This is a genomic window from Streptomyces sp. PL-25, from assembly GCF_058344915.1.
The window spans coordinates 3,388,911-3,406,780 of the sequence record NZ_CP136997.1; the positions used below are offsets into that span (position 1 = coordinate 3,388,911).

The 17,870-nt window shown below is 72.7% G+C and carries 16 protein-coding genes; 11 read left to right on the forward strand and 5 right to left on the reverse strand.

Features of this window, described 5'->3' with window-relative positions; translation table 11 throughout:
- Nucleotides 1-32: 32 nt before the first annotated feature.
- The 4 genes from R4Z62_RS15100 to R4Z62_RS15115 all read right to left on the reverse strand — a co-directional run bounded on the left by R4Z62_RS15100 (nt 33) and on the right by R4Z62_RS15115 (nt 5,196).
- Entirely contained in the window at nt 33-1,184 is a 1,152-nt protein-coding gene (locus tag R4Z62_RS15100; protein ID WP_491520043.1) for a hypothetical protein, read from the reverse strand.
- A gap of 391 nt (nt 1,185-1,575) precedes the next feature.
- Entirely contained in the window at nt 1,576-2,151 is a 576-nt protein-coding gene (locus R4Z62_RS15105; RefSeq protein WP_355478157.1) for a SigE family RNA polymerase sigma factor, read from the reverse strand.
- Nucleotides 2,152-2,798: 647 nt separating this feature from the next.
- Entirely contained in the window at nt 2,799-3,866 is a 1,068-nt protein-coding gene (locus R4Z62_RS15110) for an aspartate-semialdehyde dehydrogenase (RefSeq protein ID WP_491520044.1), read from the reverse strand.
- 40 nt (nt 3,867-3,906) lie between these two features.
- Nucleotides 3,907-5,196 carry an aspartate kinase gene (locus R4Z62_RS15115; protein ID WP_037894268.1) on the reverse strand — a complete coding sequence of 430 codons (1,290 nt, stop codon included), beginning with the start codon at nt 5,194-5,196 and terminating at the stop codon, nt 3,907-3,909.
- Nucleotides 5,197-5,820: 624 nt separating this feature from the next.
- Here R4Z62_RS15115 and R4Z62_RS15120 point away from each other — a divergent pair.
- From R4Z62_RS15120 to R4Z62_RS15165, 10 genes are all read left to right on the forward strand, one after another.
- On the forward strand, nt 5,821-8,796 hold the full coding sequence (locus R4Z62_RS15120) for an AfsR/SARP family transcriptional regulator (RefSeq protein ID WP_491520045.1): 2,976 nt from the start codon (nt 5,821-5,823) through the stop codon (nt 8,794-8,796).
- Nucleotides 8,797-9,064: 268 nt separating this feature from the next.
- Nucleotides 9,065-9,391 carry a chorismate mutase gene (locus R4Z62_RS15125; RefSeq protein WP_064534339.1) on the forward strand — a complete coding sequence of 109 codons (327 nt, stop codon included), beginning with the start codon at nt 9,065-9,067 and terminating at the stop codon, nt 9,389-9,391.
- Nucleotides 9,388-10,248: a menaquinone biosynthesis protein gene (locus R4Z62_RS15130; RefSeq protein ID WP_491520046.1), complete on the forward strand. Its 861-nt coding sequence runs from the start codon at nt 9,388-9,390 to the stop codon at nt 10,246-10,248. The genes R4Z62_RS15125 and R4Z62_RS15130 overlap by 4 nt, the downstream gene beginning before the upstream one ends.
- 2 nt (nt 10,249-10,250) lie before the next feature.
- Nucleotides 10,251-10,544: a Dabb family protein gene (locus R4Z62_RS15135; protein ID WP_491520047.1), complete on the forward strand. Its 294-nt coding sequence runs from the start codon at nt 10,251-10,253 to the stop codon at nt 10,542-10,544.
- Between the two features lie 52 nt (nt 10,545-10,596).
- Nucleotides 10,597-11,013, forward strand: coding sequence for a DUF2000 domain-containing protein (locus tag R4Z62_RS15140; RefSeq protein ID WP_381740907.1), 417 nt, complete (start codon nt 10,597-10,599; stop codon nt 11,011-11,013).
- 21 nt (nt 11,014-11,034) lie between these two features.
- Nucleotides 11,035-12,459, forward strand: a complete 1,425-nt coding sequence (locus tag R4Z62_RS15145; protein ID WP_491520048.1) for a phenylacetate--CoA ligase family protein — start codon at nt 11,035-11,037, stop codon at nt 12,457-12,459.
- Nucleotides 12,456-13,433, forward strand: a complete 978-nt coding sequence (locus tag R4Z62_RS15150; protein WP_398334839.1) for a branched-chain amino acid transaminase — start codon at nt 12,456-12,458, stop codon at nt 13,431-13,433. Before R4Z62_RS15145 ends, R4Z62_RS15150 begins: the two co-directional genes overlap by 4 nt.
- A 22-nt stretch (nt 13,434-13,455) precedes the next feature.
- Complete coding sequence (locus R4Z62_RS15155) at nt 13,456-14,049, forward strand: prephenate dehydratase domain-containing protein (RefSeq protein ID WP_064534334.1); 594 nt, start codon at nt 13,456-13,458, stop codon at nt 14,047-14,049.
- 64 nt (nt 14,050-14,113) lie between these two features.
- Nucleotides 14,114-15,100 (forward strand): ornithine cyclodeaminase family protein, encoded by a 987-nt coding sequence (locus R4Z62_RS15160; RefSeq protein WP_064534333.1) that lies wholly within the window; start codon nt 14,114-14,116, stop codon nt 15,098-15,100.
- 98 nt (nt 15,101-15,198) lie between these two features.
- On the forward strand, nt 15,199-16,275 hold the full coding sequence (locus R4Z62_RS15165; protein WP_064534332.1) for a histidinol-phosphate transaminase: 1,077 nt from the start codon (nt 15,199-15,201) through the stop codon (nt 16,273-16,275).
- Here the strand turns inward: R4Z62_RS15165 and R4Z62_RS15170 are convergent.
- The gene (locus R4Z62_RS15170; protein ID WP_026252717.1) at nt 16,259-16,711 is read right to left on the reverse strand and encodes an Lrp/AsnC family transcriptional regulator; all 453 of its coding nucleotides are present in this window, start codon (nt 16,709-16,711) and stop codon (nt 16,259-16,261) included. The two genes, R4Z62_RS15165 and R4Z62_RS15170, sit on opposite strands and share 17 nt — an antisense overlap.
- Before the next feature lie 163 nt (nt 16,712-16,874).
- Between R4Z62_RS15170 and R4Z62_RS15175 the strand changes: the two genes are divergently transcribed.
- Nucleotides 16,875-17,813: a DMT family transporter gene (locus R4Z62_RS15175; RefSeq protein WP_064534331.1), complete on the forward strand. Its 939-nt coding sequence runs from the start codon at nt 16,875-16,877 to the stop codon at nt 17,811-17,813.
- Nucleotides 17,814-17,870: the final 57 nt, after the last annotated feature.

The following is a 17,870-nucleotide window of genomic DNA, read 5'->3' on the forward strand; positions in this document are numbered from 1 at the left end:
CTCTTCCGCCCGCCGTGGAGGTCCGGGTCCGGCTACGGCGTGGCCGCCGCCAGGACCCCCGTGTGGTACACCGTCCCCGCGCAGGCGTCCGGCACCGTCGCCGAGACCGTCGGCGAGCCGGGCTCCGGGGTGTGCGAGACCACCACGCTGCCGTCGGCCTTGGCGCCGTCCTCCCTGACCAGCTGGGCCGAGGCCGCAGAACCGGTGTCCGTGCCCGAGCCGCTGTTCGTGGCCGTGCCGCCGGCCGCGCCCTGGTCCTTGCTCGGGGACGGGCCGGGCGAGGGCTGTCCGGTCTCCGTACCGCCGCTGCCACCGCCCCCGGTACCGCCCGTGCCGCCGCTGCCGCCACTGCCACCGGTGGTCGGGCAGGAGTCGGAGGGCACCCAGGCGAACCTCACCTCGTAGCCCGACCCCGGCGTCAGCACCAGCGCCGGGGACTCGGTGGACGGGTCGGGCAGCCCCGGTGCCGCGTCCCCCGGGGTGTGCTGCACCACGCTGACCCGGGCGGTCTCGGCCGCGCCCTGCGGGAACGAGGTGACGGTGCCGGGCCCGCCGACGGTGCAGCTGCCGGACGAGGTGTTGGTGACGCGCAGGACGCCGTAGACGGCGCCCGAGGAGTCGGGGGTGCCGATCCGCGCGCCGCCGGAGCCCAGTTGCGCCGCCGTGCATACGGGTGCGCCGGCGCGGGCGGAGGCGGAGGGGTGGTCCGAGGCGCCGCCGGGCGCCGCGCCGGTGGCAGTGGCCCCGTCGTCCGCGGTGCCGTCCTTCTTCCCGCCCTGCTCCCGGCCCGCGGCCCGGTCGGAGGGGCTGCCCTCGGCGTCCGGACCGGCGGCCGGGTCCTTGGACCGCCCGGCGCCGCCCTGCGCCTGGGACGCCTGGCCCGCGATGGCCGGGTTGGCGTCAGGCCCGGCGGAGCGGGAGACGTGGACGAGGGCCGGGACGGCGGTGCCGAGGAACAGGGCGGCGGCGGCCATGCCGATCGTGGCCTGCCGTTTGCGGGCCCGTCGGGCCGGGATCGCGCGCCGCAGGTGCTCCAGGGTGCCGTCGCTCGGTTCGACGTCCTGGACCGCCCGGTGCAGCAGCCGGCGCAGGGCCAGTTCGTCCGGGGCGAGCCCGCCCAGGGCCTCGTCCGCCGGGGCCGTGCGCTCGGGGGCCGGGCCCTCGGCGTCAGGGCTGTCGTTCACCGTGGTGTTCCCAGAATGCGCTGACGTGTGAAGGTGCTGTTGCTGTTGCTGTTGCTGTTGCTGTTGCTGTTCGCGGGACGCCCGGGACGCCCGGTCCGCATCCGCACGGGGCTCGTCGGGCAGGCCCGCCACCGGAGCCCGGTCCTCATACGGCTCGCGGGGCTCGCGGCTCTCGCCCGACCCACGGGCCTCGCCGGACCCACGGGCCTCCTCCGACCCACGGGCCTCGTGCAGCTCACGGGCCTCGTCCGACCGCGCGCCGGACTCGTGGCGTGTGCGCGCGTCCTCATGGCATTGCCGCGCGTCCTCGTGGCGTTCGCGCGCGTCCTCATGGCGGTCGCGCGCGTCGCGCCCTTCGGCGTGCTCCTTCATACCCGCGCCTCCCTGAGGGTCATGCCTGCGCCTCCATGGCGATCCGGAGCGCGGCGATGCCGCGCGAGCCGTACGCCTTCACCGAGCCGAGGGATATCCCGAGGGTCTCGGCGACCTGCGCCTCGGTCATGTCCGCGAAGTAGCGCAGCACCAGCACCTCGCGCTGTCTGCGCTGGAGGCCCTTCATCGCCTTGATCAGCGAGTCGCGCTCCAGCTGGTCGTAGGCGCCCTCCTCCGCGCTGGCCATGTCCGGCATCGGCTTGGACAGGAGCTTCAGGCCGAGGATGCGGCGGCGCAGCGCGGAGCGGGAGAGGTTGACGACCGTCTGGCGCAGATAGGCGAGCGTCTTCTCCGGCTCGCGGACGCGCTTGCGGGCGGAGTGGACGCGGATGAACGCCTCCTGGACGACGTCCTCGCAGGAGGCGGTGTCGTCGAGGAGGAGCGCGGCCAGGCCCAGCAGCGAGCGGTAGTGCGTGCGGTAGGTCTCGGTGAGGTGGTCGACGGTGGTACCGGCCGCCGCCGCCTCCTCGGCGGCCGGGCGCTGGTTCGGTATGCGGGCGGGCCGCGCGGCGGGCATGGGGGCGATCACCGGCATGCCACCGGACGGGCCGGACGCACCGGGCAGCACGGAAGCGCCGGGGCTCCCGGACCGGCCGGGGGACGCCGGCCGCCCGGGGAGGGCGGGCATCCGCGGCCGGAGGGCCGCGCGGGGCGGCCGCAGAGCGGCGCCGCGGGCCGCCGCGCTGAAGTCGAGTACGTCTGCCACGCCAGTTGGACGCACCGCCCCCCGCCGGGGTTGTACAGATCGCCCGTCGCATCCGCGCCCGGCCGACCGAGCGGCGCGTGCGGCCGTGTTCCCGCGTCAGGCGGCACCGCGGCCGGTGCCTCACATGCCCTCATGCGCCCCGCTCTTCCCTCTGTCGCGGCGTGCCGCGAAGCGACCGGGACGTCCCCACGCCCCTCAGCGTCCCCACGCCCCCGCAGGGCGACCGCAAAGACGCCTCCCGCCCTCCGCGCGGTTGCGGAGGGCGGGAAGGGAAATCGCCGGGCGCCGGGGCGGCACGGTTCACGCGGCGCGGACCGTAGTCAGCCGGTCCACACCTTGTGCACAGATCCTACAAAGGGACCGATCAATGGCCAGGGGTTATCCCTCCGTGAAAGAGGGCGGGGAGGGCGGGGAGGGTGCGGAGAGCGGGAGGAGCACACCGGCCCACGGGGTTCCCTCCGGCCGCACCGGCCCGCTCACTCCGGCCCGGCCGCCACCAGCTCGGCGATCTGCGCCAGATTGAGCGCGGCGCCCTTGCGCAGGTTGTCGCCGCAGACGAAGAGTTCGAGCGCGGTCGGGTCGTCCAGCGCCCGCCGCACCCGGCCGACCCAGGCCGGGTCCGTGCCCACCGCGTCGGCCGGGGTGGGGAACTCGCCGGAGGCCGGGTCGTCGCACAGCACCACCCCGGGGGCCGTGGCCAGGATCTCGCGCGCCCGGTCGACGGTGACCTCGTCCTCGAAGCGGGCGTGCACGGTCAGCGAGTGCGTGGTGACGACCGGGACGCGGACGCAGGTGACGGCCACCGGCAGCCGGGGCAGTCCGAGGATCCGGCGGGTCTCCTCGCGCAGCGCCATCTCCTCCGAGGACCAGCCCTCGTCGCACAGCGCACCGGCCCAGGGCACCACGTTCAGCGCGACCGGCTCCGCGAACGGGCCGGTGTCGTCGCCCACCGCCCGCCGTACGTCGCCGGGGCTCGTCCCCAGTTCCGTACCGGCGACCAGGGACAGCTGGCGGCGCAGGGCGCGGACGCCCTCCTGGCCGGCGCCGCTGACCGCCTGGTAGGAGGAGACCACCAGGTCGCGCAGCCCGAACTCGGCGTGCAGCGCGCCCAGCGCCACGATCATGGTCAGGGTGGTGCAGTGCGGGCTGGCGACGACGGAGCGCGGGCGCCGGCGCACCGCGTGCGCGTTGACCTCGGGCACCACCAGCGGCACCTCGGGGTCGGCGCGGAAGGCCCCGGAGTTGTCCACCACGACGGCGCCCGCCGCGGCGGCCACCGGCACCCAGCGGGCGGCCACCTCGTCGGGCACGTCGAACAGGGCGATGTCCACGCCGTCGAACACACCCGCCGCGCGGGCGTCCTCGGTGAGCGCGACGACCTCGGTCTCCTCGCCGCGCACGGTCAGCTTGCGGCCGGCCGAGCGAGGCGAGGCGAGCAGGCGGATCTCGCCCCAGACGTCCGCGCGCTGGGACAGGATCCCGAGCAGGACCGTGCCGACGGCGCCGGTCGCGCCGACGACCGCGAGCGTGGGCCGTCCGGTCACCGGCGTACGCCCGGACGCCCGGCGCCCCGGCGGGGGACGGTCATCGCCCGGTGCCGCCGTAGACGACGGCCTCGTCGCTGTCGGAGTCGAGTCCGAAAGCGGTGTGCACGGCGCGGACGGCCTCCGGCACGTCGTCCTTGCGGGTGACCACCGAGATACGGATCTCGGAGGTCGAGATCAGCTCGATGTTCACGCCCGCGTCGGAGAGCGCGGTGAAGAAGTCGGCCGTGACGCCCGGGTTGGTCTTCATGCCCGCGCCGACCAGGGAGATCTTGCCGATCTGGTCGTCGTAGCGCAGCGAGTCGAAACCGATGCCCAGGCGGTTCTTCTCCAGCGCGTCGATGGCCTTGCGGCCCTCGGCCTTGGGCAGCGTGAACGAGATGTCCGTCAGGCCGGTGGAGGCCGCGGAGACGTTCTGCACGACCATGTCGATGTTGATCTCTGCGTCGGCGATCGTCCGGAAGATGGAGGCGGCCTCACCGGGCTTGTCCGGGACGCCGACGACCGTGATCTTGGCCTCGGAGGTGTCGTGCGCGACACCCGAGATGATGGCCTGCTCCACCTGCTGTTCCCCTTGCTCACTCGGCTGCCGAATCGGCTCGCTGCTGACCCACGTGCCCTGCAGCCCGCTGAAGGAGGAACGTACGTGGATCGGGATGTTGTACCGGCGCGCGTACTCCACACACCGGTGGAGCAGCACCTTCGACCCGGAAGCGGCCAGTTCGAGCATGTCCTCGAACGAGATCCAGTCGATCTTCCGGGCCTTCTTCACCACCCGCGGGTCGGCGGTGAACACGCCGTCCACGTCGGTGTAGATCTCGCAGACCTCGGCGTCCAGGGCGGCGGCCAGCGCCACGGCCGTGGTGTCGGACCCGCCGCGCCCCAGCGTGGTGATGTCCTTCTTGTCCTGGCTGACGCCCTGGAAACCGGCGACGATGGCGATGTTGCCCTCGTCCAGCGCGGTGCGGATACGGCCCGGCGTGACGTCGATGATCCGGGCTTTGTTGTGGACAGAGTCGGTGATGACACCTGCCTGGCTGCCGGTGAAGGACTGGGCCTCGTGGCCCAGGTTCTTGATCGCCATGGCCAGCAGGGCCATGGAGATCCGCTCACCGGCAGTCAGCAGCATGTCGAACTCCCGCCCGGCAGGCATCGGGGATACCTGCTCGGCGAGATCGATCAGCTCGTCCGTCGTGTCGCCCATCGCGGAGACCACGACAACCACCTGGTTGCCGTTCTTCTTGGCTTCCACGATCCGCTTGGCGACGCGCTTGATGCCCTCGGCATCGGCTACGGAGGAGCCTCCGTACTTCTGCACGACAAGGCCCACGTGCGCTCCTCGCTCAGTCCGTGTCTGTCGCACTCGCGCATATGCAGTGCGGTCGACTCAGTCTATCGAGCGCCCGGATTTCCCCTTCGCGATATCGCATCGTGAGATGTCCGGCGCCCGCTTGTCAGGGCGGCTCATGCCCAGGGAGCGGTGCGGCACTCGAAACGTGGGCGGCGTCACACACCCGCCGGGCGGCGATCCGGCCACCTCCCCATCGGGGCCGGAATGCTGCGGTCCGATCCGCTCCCCGCGCCGCCCGCCGCCCTGTTCCGGGGCCCGGCGAAGGGAATCCGTTCCGTTCGTGTGACCGGTTTCGACTCGATCCGAACCCGTCGCGGACCGGGGAAGGCAATGCATACCGGCCCGGTTGTCCATTCCCCGTCTCTTCATGTGGACAAGCTGTCGTGAACGGCCGTCAGGGTGTGTCACTGTGAGCCCGGTTCGGGCGGGAAGAAGTACCTGGTGGAAGGAGTTCTGATGGCGTCGTCACGTGCCGGAAAGCTGCTATTCCGGGTGCTGGGCCCACTGGAAATATGGGCGGGCGGTAAACGGCTCCAGCTCACCGCCCCGCGGCTTCAGATCACTCTCGGAACGCTGCTTTTGAAGCCCGACAGGACCGTGTCCGTGGAGGAGCTGGCGCAGAGCCTCTGGGAGGCCCGGATGCCGGCCGATCCGGCGAACCAGATCGCCGTCTGCGTCTCGAAGATACGCGGCCGGTTCCAGCGGACCGGGACCGTGGGCGACCTGATCCTGACCCAGCCGCCCGGCTACCTCCTGAGCACGGACGAGGCCGAGCTGGACACCCAGCGGGTGCAGGCGCTCAAGGCGGAGGCCGACGCGTACGCGAACGCCGGGGAGAGCGCCGAGGCGGTCTCCTGCCTGGAGCGGGCACTCGCCCAGTGGCGCGGCCCGCTGCTGGCGGGCATCACCCGGCAGGCGTGGCGCGCCGAGGCCCGCGTATGGGAGGAGACGCAGGTCGCGCTCCAGGTCAAGAAGGCCGAACTGCAGCTCGCGCTGGGGCAGTACGAGCCGGTGATCGCCGAGCTGTCGGCCTTCCTGCCGGAGCATCCGTTCTTCGAGCGGCCGCGGGCCCAGCTCATGACCGCCCTGTACCGCTCGGGCCGCCAGGCGGACGCGCTGCGCCTGTACCGCGACACCTGCCGCCTGCTGGACGAGGCGCTCGCCATCGCGCCCGGCGCCGAACTCCAGCGCCTGCACCAGGAGATCCTGAAGGGGGCCCTCCCGCCCGGTCCCGAGGCCGTCCGCACCGACTTATCCGCCGCGCCGCTGCCGCCCCCGCCGGAGCCCGCCGCGCCCGCGCCCGCCGCGCCCGCCGGGCCCTGCCTGCTGCCCAGCGACATCGGGGAATTCGTGGGCCGCGAGCGGGAGATGTCCGACCTGGTGGAATTCCTGCGGCCCACCGGCAGAAACGTGCCCCTGGTCGAGCTGGTGGGCGCGGGAGGAACGGGCAAGACGACCCTCGCCATTCATGTCGGACATCAGCAGCGCGTCAACTTTCCCGACGGCCAGCTCTATATCGATCTGCGCGGACTCGACCGGAATCCGGTCCGGCCGGAGGAGGCCCTCGCCCGGTTTCTGCGGGAGATGGGAGTGCCGGCGTCCGACATCCCGGACGGGCTCGACCAGCGCGCCGAGAAATTCCGCGCGCTGCTGACCGACAAACGCGTGCTCATCATTCTGGACAACGCCTCCGAAACCACCGGCATACGCCCTCTGCTGCCAGGAACGGACACCTGCGCCGTCATCGTCACCAGTCGCTCCCGGGTCGCCTCGGCGTTCTCGACGCGGGTCGTGGAACTGGGCGGCCTGTCCACGGAGCAGGCCCTGGAACTGCTCCACCGCGGCGCCGGACGCGAGCGCTCGGCGGCGGAACAGGACGCCGCGCGGCGGCTGGTCGCCTACTGCGGCAACCTGCCGCTGGCGGTCGGCATCCTCGGCGCCCGGCTCGCGGCCAAGCCGCACTGGACGATGGCCCGGGTCGCGGCACGGCTCGCCGACGAACGGCGCAGGCTGGACGAGCTGGAGCACGACAACCTGGCCGTCCGCACCACCCTGGAGCTGTCCTACGACGGCATCAGCGCCGGCGCCCAGCTGCTGCTGCGCCGCCTGTCCGTGCTCGCCGTGCCGGACTTCGCGGACTGGCTCGCCCGGCATCTGGTGGACCTCGGCGGATCGGCGGCGGAGAACGCCGAGAACCTGGTGGAGGAACTGGTGGACGCCCGGCTCGTCGAGGTGCGCGGACGGGACGTGGCCGGGCAGCTCCGCTACCGCCTGCACGACCTGGTCCGGCTGTTCGGCCTCGAACGCGCGGACGGCGCCGAGTCGCCGTCCCAGCGCCGCACCGCGGTCCGCCGCACCGCCCTCGCCGCGCTCGCCGGCGCCGACGCGGCCCACCGCGCCGTCTGCGGCGGCGACTACACCGTCGTCCGCAGCGGCGCGGCGAGCCGCGCCCGTGCCGGCCACTCCCCTCCGCACGAGGACGCCGACCCGCTGCACTGGTACGAGGCCGAACGCACCACGCTGACCACCCTGGTGCGGCAGGCCGCCGGCCACGGGCTCGACGACATCGCGTGGGACCTCGCGGCCGTGTGCCGCTGTCTGTTCAGCACGCGCGGGCACCACGACGAGTGGCTGGCGACCCACCAGGACGCGCTGGCCGCCGTCCGGGCGGTCGGCAGCCGCAAGGGCGAGGCCGCGCTGCTCCTGGGCCTGGGCGACCTGTACATCGACAAGCGCGAGTACACCCGGGCGGCCGGTCCGCTGGAGCAGGCGTACGCCACGTTCACCGCGGCCGGGGAGGACTACGGCGCGGTGCTCGCGCTGCGCAGGGCGGCCTGCGTGGACCGGATCCTGGGCCGCTACGAACGCGCGCTGGAACGCTGGCGCGACTGCCTGCCCGTGCTCGCCGCGCACGGGGACCTCCAGGCCCGGGTCCAGGTGCTGCGCTGGCTCGGGCTGACCCTGCTCGAACTGCGCGACCTGGAGGGCGCCGAGTCGTATCTGCGGCAGGCCGAGGAGGCCGCCCGGGGCCTCCTCGGCCGGGCGGCCGGACAGGTGCGGCTGGCCCTGGCCGACCTGCTGCGGGCGCGGCACCGCCCGGCGGAGGCGGAGGCGGAGTACATCGCGGGGCGGGAGCGGGCGCAGGCCCTCGGCGATGTCTCGGGCATCGGCTACGCCCACTTCGGCCTGGGCGTCATCGCGCTGGAGAGCGGCCGGTACGCCGAGGGCCGCCGGCTCCTCGGCGTCTGCCGGGAGTCGGCGCGCTCGGTCGGCGACCCGCTGCTGGAGGCGCTCGGCATGGTCGGACTGTCCGCGGCGCTCGGGCACGACGGCCGGACACAGGAGGCGGAGCGGCTGCTGGCCGGGGCCGCCGCGATCTACCACGGCCTCGGCACCCCGGTCCGCTACGCGCGGTGCCTGTACGCGCACGCGGAACTGCTCGACCGGCGCGGCGACGCGGGGGCGGAGGCGGAGGTGCTGCGGGCCCGCGCGGCGGCGGCGCTGGCCGGTACGGGCTCGGCGCTGGCGCCGGACGCGCTCGGCGCGGGGACGGGCCCGTACTGTCCGCCGGTGCTGTGACGGGCCGGGGCGCGCGCCCCGGAAGCCGTGACCGCCGTGCCGGGTGTTTCCCTTCGGTGTCCGTTCGGTGTCCGAGGAAACCCGCAGGTCAGAAGCGATTCTGATGGTGTGGGACACCGTTGGGGAACGTCCTTGCCTCTCGCGGCGGGAATCGTCAAGGATGGCGAACAACGGCGTTTCACCGACGCAACGTCGTCTCGATGGCAGCGAAAACCAGTGATGCAGCGAACCTGCCTTTGGCGGGCGCCACTCCCCCGATGAGGTTGATGTGGAGCAGCACGACAACGCCGCATGTGTGACAGCATTTCCCATCGACGAGGCTCGCGAGGCGATCGATACCCTGGACCTGCAGATCATCGAAATCCTGCAGAATCGCCGCGACCTGTCCCGCCGCATTCAGCGGCAACGCATGAGCGAGGGCGGTACACGGACGGTACTCGCTCGCGAGAAGCTCATTCTCGACCGTTACGCGACCGGGCTCGGCACCGAGGGAACCGCCCTCGCCCTGAATATCCTGAGCCTGTGCCGGGGCGGTTCCGGCGGCATCTCAAGAGCCGCCTCCGCCGCGGACGGCGAGCCGCAGGGCACTTCGTGAAGGCGTGCGGAAATCCGCGGGCACGCCTGGGTGACATCTCCTTCCTCAATTGCGCACCGATCCGCTGGGGCCTGGCCGACAGCGGAGCCGTGCACGGCCTCGACATGGTCTCCGCTCCACCGGAACAGCTGTCCGCGCTCCTTCTTTCGGGTGATCTGGACATCAGCCCGATCAGTGTCGTCAGATATCTGCGGCACGCGGAGGAGCTGTGCCTGCTGCCCGGCATCGCGATCGGCAGCGACGGCCCGGTGGGCTCCTGCCACATCGTCTCGCGCGATCCGCTCGAAGCGCTGGACGGGCGGGTGGTCGCGCTCTCCGCGGCCAGCCGCAGCACCAGCCTGCTGGCCAGGATGCTCCTGGAGGACGCCGTCGGGGTGCGGCCCGAGTACCGCACCCTGCGCCAGGACGTGGGCGCGATGCTGCGCACCGCGCGGGCCGCGGTGGTCATCGGCGACGACGCGCTGCGGGTGCGGGCGGCCGCGCCGGACGGGCTGACCGTGCACGACACGGGCGCGATGTGGCGGAGCTGGACGGGGCTGCCCATGGTGTTCGCCGTCTGGGCCGTGCGCCGCGACTTCGCGCGGGACCGGCCGGAGACGGTGCGCGAGGTCGGGGCAGCGCTCGTGGACGCGGTCGCACGGGCCCGCGCGCACCCCGCGCGGGTGGCCGCGGCGGCGGCCCGCGGCGGCCGGTCCGGCGCGCTCGGGGAGCCCGTGCTCCTCGACTACTTCCGGACCCTCGACTACTCGCTCGGAGAACGCCAGCTGGCCGCCGTCCAGGAGTTCTCCGCACGGGCCGCGGCCCGCGGCGAGACGGTCCGCCCCCTGCCCGCGCGCATTCCCGTCCACGGAGGATGACCATGATTCGTCACATCGTACTTTTCAAGTTCAAGCCCGGTGTCTCGTGGGACGATCCCCGGGCGCTGGAAGCGGAAGGCATGGCCGCGAAGGTGGGCGGCGAGGTACCGGACCTCCAGGAATGGAGCACCGGCCGCAACATATCCACCCGGCCCATCGCGTACGACTTCGCGGTGATCGGTCTGCTGGAGGACGAGGCGGCGCTCGACCGCTATCTGGTGCACCCGTTCCACCAGGAGGCGATCCGCCGGTGGCGGGAGATCAGTGAATGGGTCATCGCCGACCTCGAAGAATGACGCGAAGAACGAGAAGAAGAACAGCACAGTGAACGAGAGGCAAGGACCAGCGGTGAGTGCCAAGTACGAGAAGTGCGCCTTTGTCGTCGAACAGGACCTCGCCGCGGGGCTCGCGATGAACACCGTGGCGGCTCTCTCGATGTCCGTGGGGCGGTTCGTGGACGGAATCATCGGCGATGCCGTCAAGGACGGCGACGGCGAGGCGCACACCGGTATCACGGCCATTCCGCTGCCCATTCTGAAGGGCGCGGCGACGGATCTGCGGGACATCGTGCTGAAGGCGGCCGGCCTGCCCGACGTCTTCGTGGCCGACTTCACCGCGGTCGCCCAGTCGTCACGGAGCTACGACGAGTACATCCGCCGGACCGCCGACCTGGGCACCGCCGAGCTGCCCTACATCGGCGTGGCCGTCTGCGGCAGCAGAAGCGCGGTGAACAAGCTCACCGGAAGCCTGCCGCTGTACCGCTGACGCAACCGACACGAGGGAAGCATGTTCACCGTCTTCAACGAAGAACTCGACCGGCTCGCCCGCGAGATACGCGACCGGCACCAGGCGTTCGCCGCGGGCCGCTGGAGCGACGCCGACCTGGCCGACCACCAACTGAGGGAATTCCGCAGCACGCTGGCGTACGTCAAGGACAGGTCCCCCTTCTACGCGAGCCGCCTGGCGGCGGTGGACCCGGACTCCATCCGCTCCCTCGCCCCCGAGCATCTGGCCGGCGTGCCGTTCACCACCAAGGACGACCTGCGCAACGAGTTCGACAAGGTGCTCTCGCTCCCGCTGTCCAAGGCCTGGATCTTCTACGAGACCACCGGCACCACCGGCCGCAGCACACCGTGCCCGCGGGACAACACCGACTCGCTGCACAACAACACGGCGCTGACCGTGTACTACGACACCGTCTTCCGGCAGTTCGGCGACGAGCAGGTGATCGGCGTCTCCGGGCCGACCGAACTGCACGCCTTCGGCGACACCTTCGGCGACGTCTGCCGCAACCTGGGCCACGCGGTCGCCAAGATGTGGCCGCACTCCCCGATGGTCGGCTACGACCGCGCCCTGGAGACCCTGCGCGTCCTGCCCGCCACCGGCCTGTTCAGCACGCCCGGCATGGCCCTGTCCCTGGCGAAGAAGGCGTACGCGGCCGGACTGCACCCGCGCCGGGACTTCCGCCTCGACGTCCTGATGTGCACCGGCGAACTCGCCTCCCCGAGCCTCTTGGAGAACATCGGCGAGGTGTGGGGCGCCAAGGTCTACAACGCCCTGTACGCCTCGCAGGAGGCCTCGGTGATGGGCGCGTCCGGCGCCGACGGCGCGCTGTACACGGCCCCGCTGCTCAACTTCTACGAGGTGATCGACCCGGACACCGCCCGCGCGGTCGAGCCGGGACCCGACGGCGTGCGTACCGGTGAGCTCGTCGTCACCGCGCTCTACCGGGGCAGCAAGCCGCTGGTCCGCTACCGCACCGGCGACCTGGTCCGGCTCGCCCCCGCCTCCGCCGGGCGCACCCTGCCCGCGCCCGTCCTGGAGGTGCTCGGCCGGACCCGCGACACCCTGTCGATCGGCGGCCACCGGATCAGCGGCTACGACCTGGAGGAACTGCTGCTGTCGCTGCCCCGCGGCTACCTCGACTACCAGGTCGTCATCGACGCGGTGGACGGGCAGGACGAGCTGACCCTGCACCTGGAGACACCGCCCGACGGCGAGGGTGTGCGCGTCGACGAGGCGGCCGTCGCCGCCCTGGTGCGCGAACGGCTCGACGTCCCGCTCCGGTTCGCCTACGGCCCGCTCGGCTCGGTCACCACGACCGGCGCCATGGTGAGCTGGAAGGCGGCCCGGGTGGAGGACCGGCGCACCGCGGCGCCGGACGAGGAGCGCGCCGCCGCCCTCGGCGTGGCCGGCGGGAGGGCCCAGTGACCAGTGCCGTGGCAGCGGACAGCGGCAAGGCGACGCCCGCCCTGGCGGCCCTCGCCTACCACGACGGGGAGTTCGTCCCCCTGGAGCGGGCCCAGGTGCCCGTCACCACGCAGGCCCTCCAGTACGGCACCGGTGTCTTCGAGGGCATCCGCGCCTACGCGCAGGCGGACGGCGGCCTGGCCGTCTTCCGCGGCCACGACCACTACCAGCGCTTCCTGCGCAGCGCGCGGACCCTGCGCATCCGGCTGGAGCCGGACGCGCGGGAGCTGTGCGCGCTGACGGCCGAGCTGCTGCGCCGGATCGGCGCGGACACCGACATGTACATCCGCCCGCTGGCCTACAAGCGCGCGCTGCTGCCCGGGACACCGCCCGGTGTCCAGCTCACGGGCGTCTCGGACGCGCTGTCGGTCAACGCCTTCCGGATGGGGTCCTACACCGACCGCGGCGGCATCCGGGTCGCGATCAGCTCGTGGCGCAGGCCGGAGTCGGCCGTGCTCCCGGTCCGCGCGAAGGTCACCGGCGGCTACGTCAACAACGCGCTCGCCGTGGACGAGGCCCGCGCCGCCGGGTACGACGACGCGATCCTGCTCAACAGCCGCGGCCAGGTCGCGGAGGCCAGCACGTCCAACGTGTTCGCCGTCGTCCGCGGCCGGCTGGTCACCCCGCCCGTCACGGCCGATCTCCTGGAGGGCATCACCCGGGACACCGCCGTCACCCTGGCGGCCGACCTGCTGGACGTACCGACCGACTTCCACGACCTGGGCCGCGAGGACCTGTGTCTGGCCGACGAGGTGTTCCTCACCGGCACGGGCGCGGAGATCGTCCCCGTGACCGAGATCGCCGGCCGCCCCGTCGGGGACGGCGTCCCCGGACCGCTCACCACCGCCCTGACGGCCGCCTACCACGAGGTCGTCCGCGGCAAGGACCAGCGCTACCGCCATTGGCTCCAGAGCGTCGGCCCCGGCACGGGCTGACCGCCGACCGCAGGGGGAGAACATGATTCAGACAGCGGGATGGATAGACACCGCCCTGTCCTCGGGGCCCGAGATCGAGGCCATCGGGACCCTGGGGCCCGCCGGCACCAGCAGCGAGCAGGCGGCCCTGTACCTCTGGGCGGACCGCGGCCTGGGCGGACCGCCCGGAATCCGGCTCTACGGCACCTACGAGGAGGCCGGCACGGCGCTGCGCGAGGGCGCCGTCAGCCATGTCGTCATCGCCAACGCGTACGCGTCGGTGCACAGCTTCTACATGGACCCGTCGCTGCGGTTCGCGGGGGCGTTCCTCTTCGACACCCCGGACTACGGCATCGCCGTCTCCCCGGGGCACCGCATCCCCGACGCCGCCCGGATCGCCACCCACCCGGCGCCGGTCGCCCTCGTCCGGGAACTCCTCCCGGACGCCTACTCGGTGGCGGAGATCCGCTACGCCACCTCCACCAGCGCGGCGGCCGGCCAGGCCCGCCGCAGGGAGACCGACCTGGCGCTCACCACGCGCCCGGCGGCCAAGGCCCACGCCCTGGAGTTCATCTCCCGCACCCGGCCGATCCGCATGCTCTGGTCGGTCTTCACCCTCGCCGACCCGGACGCCTGACGGGCCGCCACAGGAAACCGGCCCACCGCAGCCGTCCGGACCGCCCAAGGAAACAGGTACTTCCATGCTCCTGATCGACCGTGCCACCGTGCGCGAGCTGTACCCGGTCGAGCGCGCCCTGCCGGTGATGGCGGAGGCCATGCGCCGCTACAGCGGCGGCCTGGCGGAACTGCCGCTGCGGACCATCCTGAGGCCCGAGAAGGACAGCGGTCTGCTGGGCACCATGCCGGGCTTCGTCGCCGGGGACGACCTGGCGGGCTACGGGCTGAAGGCGATGATGCTCAAGCCCGAGAACCCGGCCCGCGGCCTGGACCTGCACGTCGGGGTCGTCATGGTCTTCGACCCGGCGACCGGTGCCCCGCTGGCCCTGATGGACGCCGGCGCGGTGACCGCCGTGCGGACGGCGGCCGTCTCCGCCGTCGCCACCGAGGCGCTGGCACGGCCGGACGCCGGGGACCTCGCGGTGCTCGGCTCCGGGGTGCAGGCGCGCAGCCACCTGGAGGCCATGCGCCTGGTCAGGACGCTGCGCCGGGTCCGGGTGTGGAGCCGCAGCGCCGAGCACGCCGAGGACTACCGGGCGTGGGCGGCGAAGGAGCTGGGCATCGAGGTGGAGACCGCGGACACCCCGGCGCTGGCCCTGGCCGGGGCCGACCTCGTCTGCACCACGACGGCGGCCAGGGAGCCCGTCGTCGAGGCCGCCGACCTCGCGCCCGGCGTCCATGTCAACGCCGTGGGGGCCTCCTTCGCCGACCACCGGGAGCTGTCCTCCCGGGCCGTGGCGGACGCCTCCTTCTTCGTCGACAGCCGGGAGTCGGCGCTCGCCGAGTCCGGGGACCTGCGGGGGCCGCTCACCGAGGGCCTGGTGGGACCGGACCACATCCGGGCCGAGCTGGGCGAGGTGCTGCTCGGCACCCGGCCCGGTCGCGCCGAACCCACCGAGATCACCGTCTTCAAATCGCTCGGCCTCGGCGTGCAGGACATCATGTCCGGCTTCGCCGTCGCCCGCGAGGCCGCGGCCCGCGGACTGGGCCGGACCGTCACGCTCGACTGACCCGCCGGCCCGTCCGGGACCCGCGTCCGCGGAGCGGCCCGGCACAGGCACCGGCAGAGCGCCCCAGCAGTGGGACCCAGCTAAGGAGAACGACAGGAGTGAGTGCTCACCCGCCCGCGCCGCGTGCCGTGCTCGACGGCATACCGGCCTATGTGCCCAAGCCGCCGCAGCCGCCCGCCACCGGCACCTCGTACCGGCTGTTCCTCAACGAGAACCCCTGCCCGCCGCTGCCCTCGGCCCTCGCCGCCGTCTCCCGGGCCGCTCAGCGGACCAACCTCTACCCGGGCATCTTCCCGGAAGAGCTGACGGACGCCCTCGCCCGCAGGCTGGACGTCCCGCTGTCGCACGTGGTCACCGGCCCGGGATCGGTCGGCATCTACCAGCAGATCGGCCAGGCCATGCTGTCGCCGGGCGACGAAGTGGTCTACGCCTGGCCGTCGTTCGAGGCGTACCCGATCGTGGTGCGGATGGCCGGGGCCGTCCCGGTCGAGGTGCCGCTCAGCGACGCGGCGCACGACCTGGAGGCCATGGCCGCCGCCATCACCCCGCGCACCGCCATGGTGCTGCTGTGCGAGCCCAACAACCCCACGGGCACCGCGGTCGGCGCCGCCGAGCTGAAGCGGTTCCTGGACCGGGTGCCGGAACATGTCACGGTGGTGCTGGACGAGGCGTACTTCGAGTTCCACCGGGGCCCGGACGCGCCGGACGGGGTGGAACTCCACCGCGACCGGCCCAACCTGGTGGTGCTGCGCACCTTCTCCAAGGCGTACGGGCTGGCCGGCCTGCGGGTCGGCTACGGCGTCGCGCACCCGCGGATCGCCGAGGCGCTGCGCAAGTGCGCCGTGCCGTGCGGGGTGAGCCGGATCGCGGAGCAGGCGGCGCTGGCCGCGCTGGACGCCGAGGACGAGTTGTTCCGGCAGGTGGCCGGGATCACCGCCGAGCGGGAGCGGCTGCGCGCGGCCCTGGGCGCGCGGGGCTGGACCCTGCCGCCGAGCGAGACCAACTTCCTGTGGCTGCCGCTGGGCGAGGACGCCGGCCCGGTCGCCGCCGCCCTGGAGCGCGCCGGGCTGCTGGTGCGCGCCTTCCCCGGGGCCGGGCTGCGGATCACGGTCGGCGCCCCGGAGGCGAACGACCTGCTGATCGCGACCCTGGAGGGGCTCAGATCGGGTCGATGACCGTCTTGCGCAGATGCCCGTAGACCATCGAGGTGCGTACGTCGGCCAGTTCGGGGCGCTCGGTCAGCTTGTCCAGCACGACCGAGTGCAGATGGTCGGCGTCCCGCACCGCCACATGGAGGAGGAAGTCGTCGGTACCCGTCAGCACGAAGACCGAGATGACCTCGGGCATCCGCGCCACGAAGGTCTGGAACTGCTCGATGATCGCGCGGGTCGGCGGCCGCACCCGTACGGCGATCATCGCCTGGAGCCCCCGGCCCAGTGCGGTGAGGTCCACCTCGGCGTGGAAGCCGAGCAGCACCCCGCGCTCGCGCAGCGCGCGCACCCGCTCCAGGCAGGTCGAGGGTGCGATGCCCAGTTCCTCCGCGAGTTCGCGGTTGGTGCGCCGACCGTCTTGCTGGAGAAGGCGCAGCAACGCCGAATTAAGTTCATCCATGTTCTGCCGCATTCCTGGGAGGCCGAATTATATTCGGCGAGTATGCCCTGTTCTCCGTTGGATTGCTAGCATGACTGCATCCATTCCGTCCATGATTCGCCTCTCTCTGCGGCGCGAGCCGGGCGGACCCTGTGCGTGCGGACGACGGAGAAGGAGACCTGCGGTGGACGAGAGGAAAGGACGGATCCTGGCGCTGTGCGCCGTGGTGGCGGCGGCCCTCTTCTGGAGCAGTTCCTACGCGGTGACCAAGCAGGTGCTGTCGGACGTCGGACCGCTGAGCATCGGCGCGATCCGCTTCACGCTCGCCGCCGGGCTGCTCGCGGTGATGATGCGGCTGCGCCGCCGCCCGGGGGCCCGGCTCGACGCCCGGCAGCGGCGCCTGATCCAGCTCAGCGGACTGCTCGGCATCACGGCCTACTTCGTCCTGGAGAACATCGGCGTCGAACTGTCGACGGCCTCCGACGCCTCCCTGATCGTGGCCACCTACCCGCTGATGACCATGCTGCTGGAACTGGTGCTGTTCAAGGCCAGGATGCCGCTGCTGCGGGTCGGCGGCGTCCTGCTCGCCACCGCGGGCGCCTTCCTGGTCGTGCGCAACGGCGCTCAGGTGGGCGGCAGTTCGCGCTGGCTCGGCGATGTCCTGCTGCTGCTGGGCGGGCTGCTCTGGGGCGGGTACAACGTGCTCGTCAAGTCCATGGGCCGCGGCCACGACGCCCTGGACCTCACCTACCACCAGACCGTGGCCGGCGCCGCCGGCTTCCTGCTCGCCTCCTGCCTGGAGGCCGGGGACTGGCACGTACCGGACGGATCGGCCTCGCTGCTGCTCGTCTATCTGGCCGTGGCGTGCTCCGTCGGCGGCTTCCTCCTCTACAACTACGGGCTGCGCCGCATGACCTCCAGCGTCGCGGTCAACATCCTCAATCTGGTACCGGTGTTCGGCGTGCTCGGTGCCGTGGTGATCAACGGGGAGACGGTCCGGCTCGGGCAGGTGCTCGGCGGGGCGATCATCGTCGCCGGGGTGGCGCTCGGGGTCGTGGAACGGCGGACGTCCGTGGCCGCGCCCCCGGCCCCCGAGCCCGCCACGGTGGGCGAGCGCAGCTAGGGCCTGGTTCCTGCTGCCGCGGAATGACCGGGCAGGCCGGCGGCATTATGCCGGTGT

Bases quoted from the DNA above. Each gene is read 5' to 3' on its own strand.
- R4Z62_RS15105 (WP_355478157.1), bottom strand. From the start codon at position 2,151: ATGCCGGTGATCGCCCCCATGCCCGCCGCGCGGCCCGCCCGCATACCG.
- R4Z62_RS15135 (WP_491520047.1), top strand. From the start codon at position 10,251: ATGATTCGTCACATCGTACTTTTCAAGTTCAAGCCCGGTGTCTCGTGG.
- R4Z62_RS15145 (WP_491520048.1), top strand. From the start codon at position 11,035: ATGTTCACCGTCTTCAACGAAGAACTCGACCGGCTCGCCCGCGAGATA.
- R4Z62_RS15155 (WP_064534334.1), top strand. From the start codon at position 13,456: ATGATTCAGACAGCGGGATGGATAGACACCGCCCTGTCCTCGGGGCCC.
- R4Z62_RS15160 (WP_064534333.1), top strand. From the start codon at position 14,114: ATGCTCCTGATCGACCGTGCCACCGTGCGCGAGCTGTACCCGGTCGAG.
- R4Z62_RS15170 (WP_026252717.1), bottom strand. From the start codon at position 16,711: ATGGATGAACTTAATTCGGCGTTGCTGCGCCTTCTCCAGCAAGACGGT.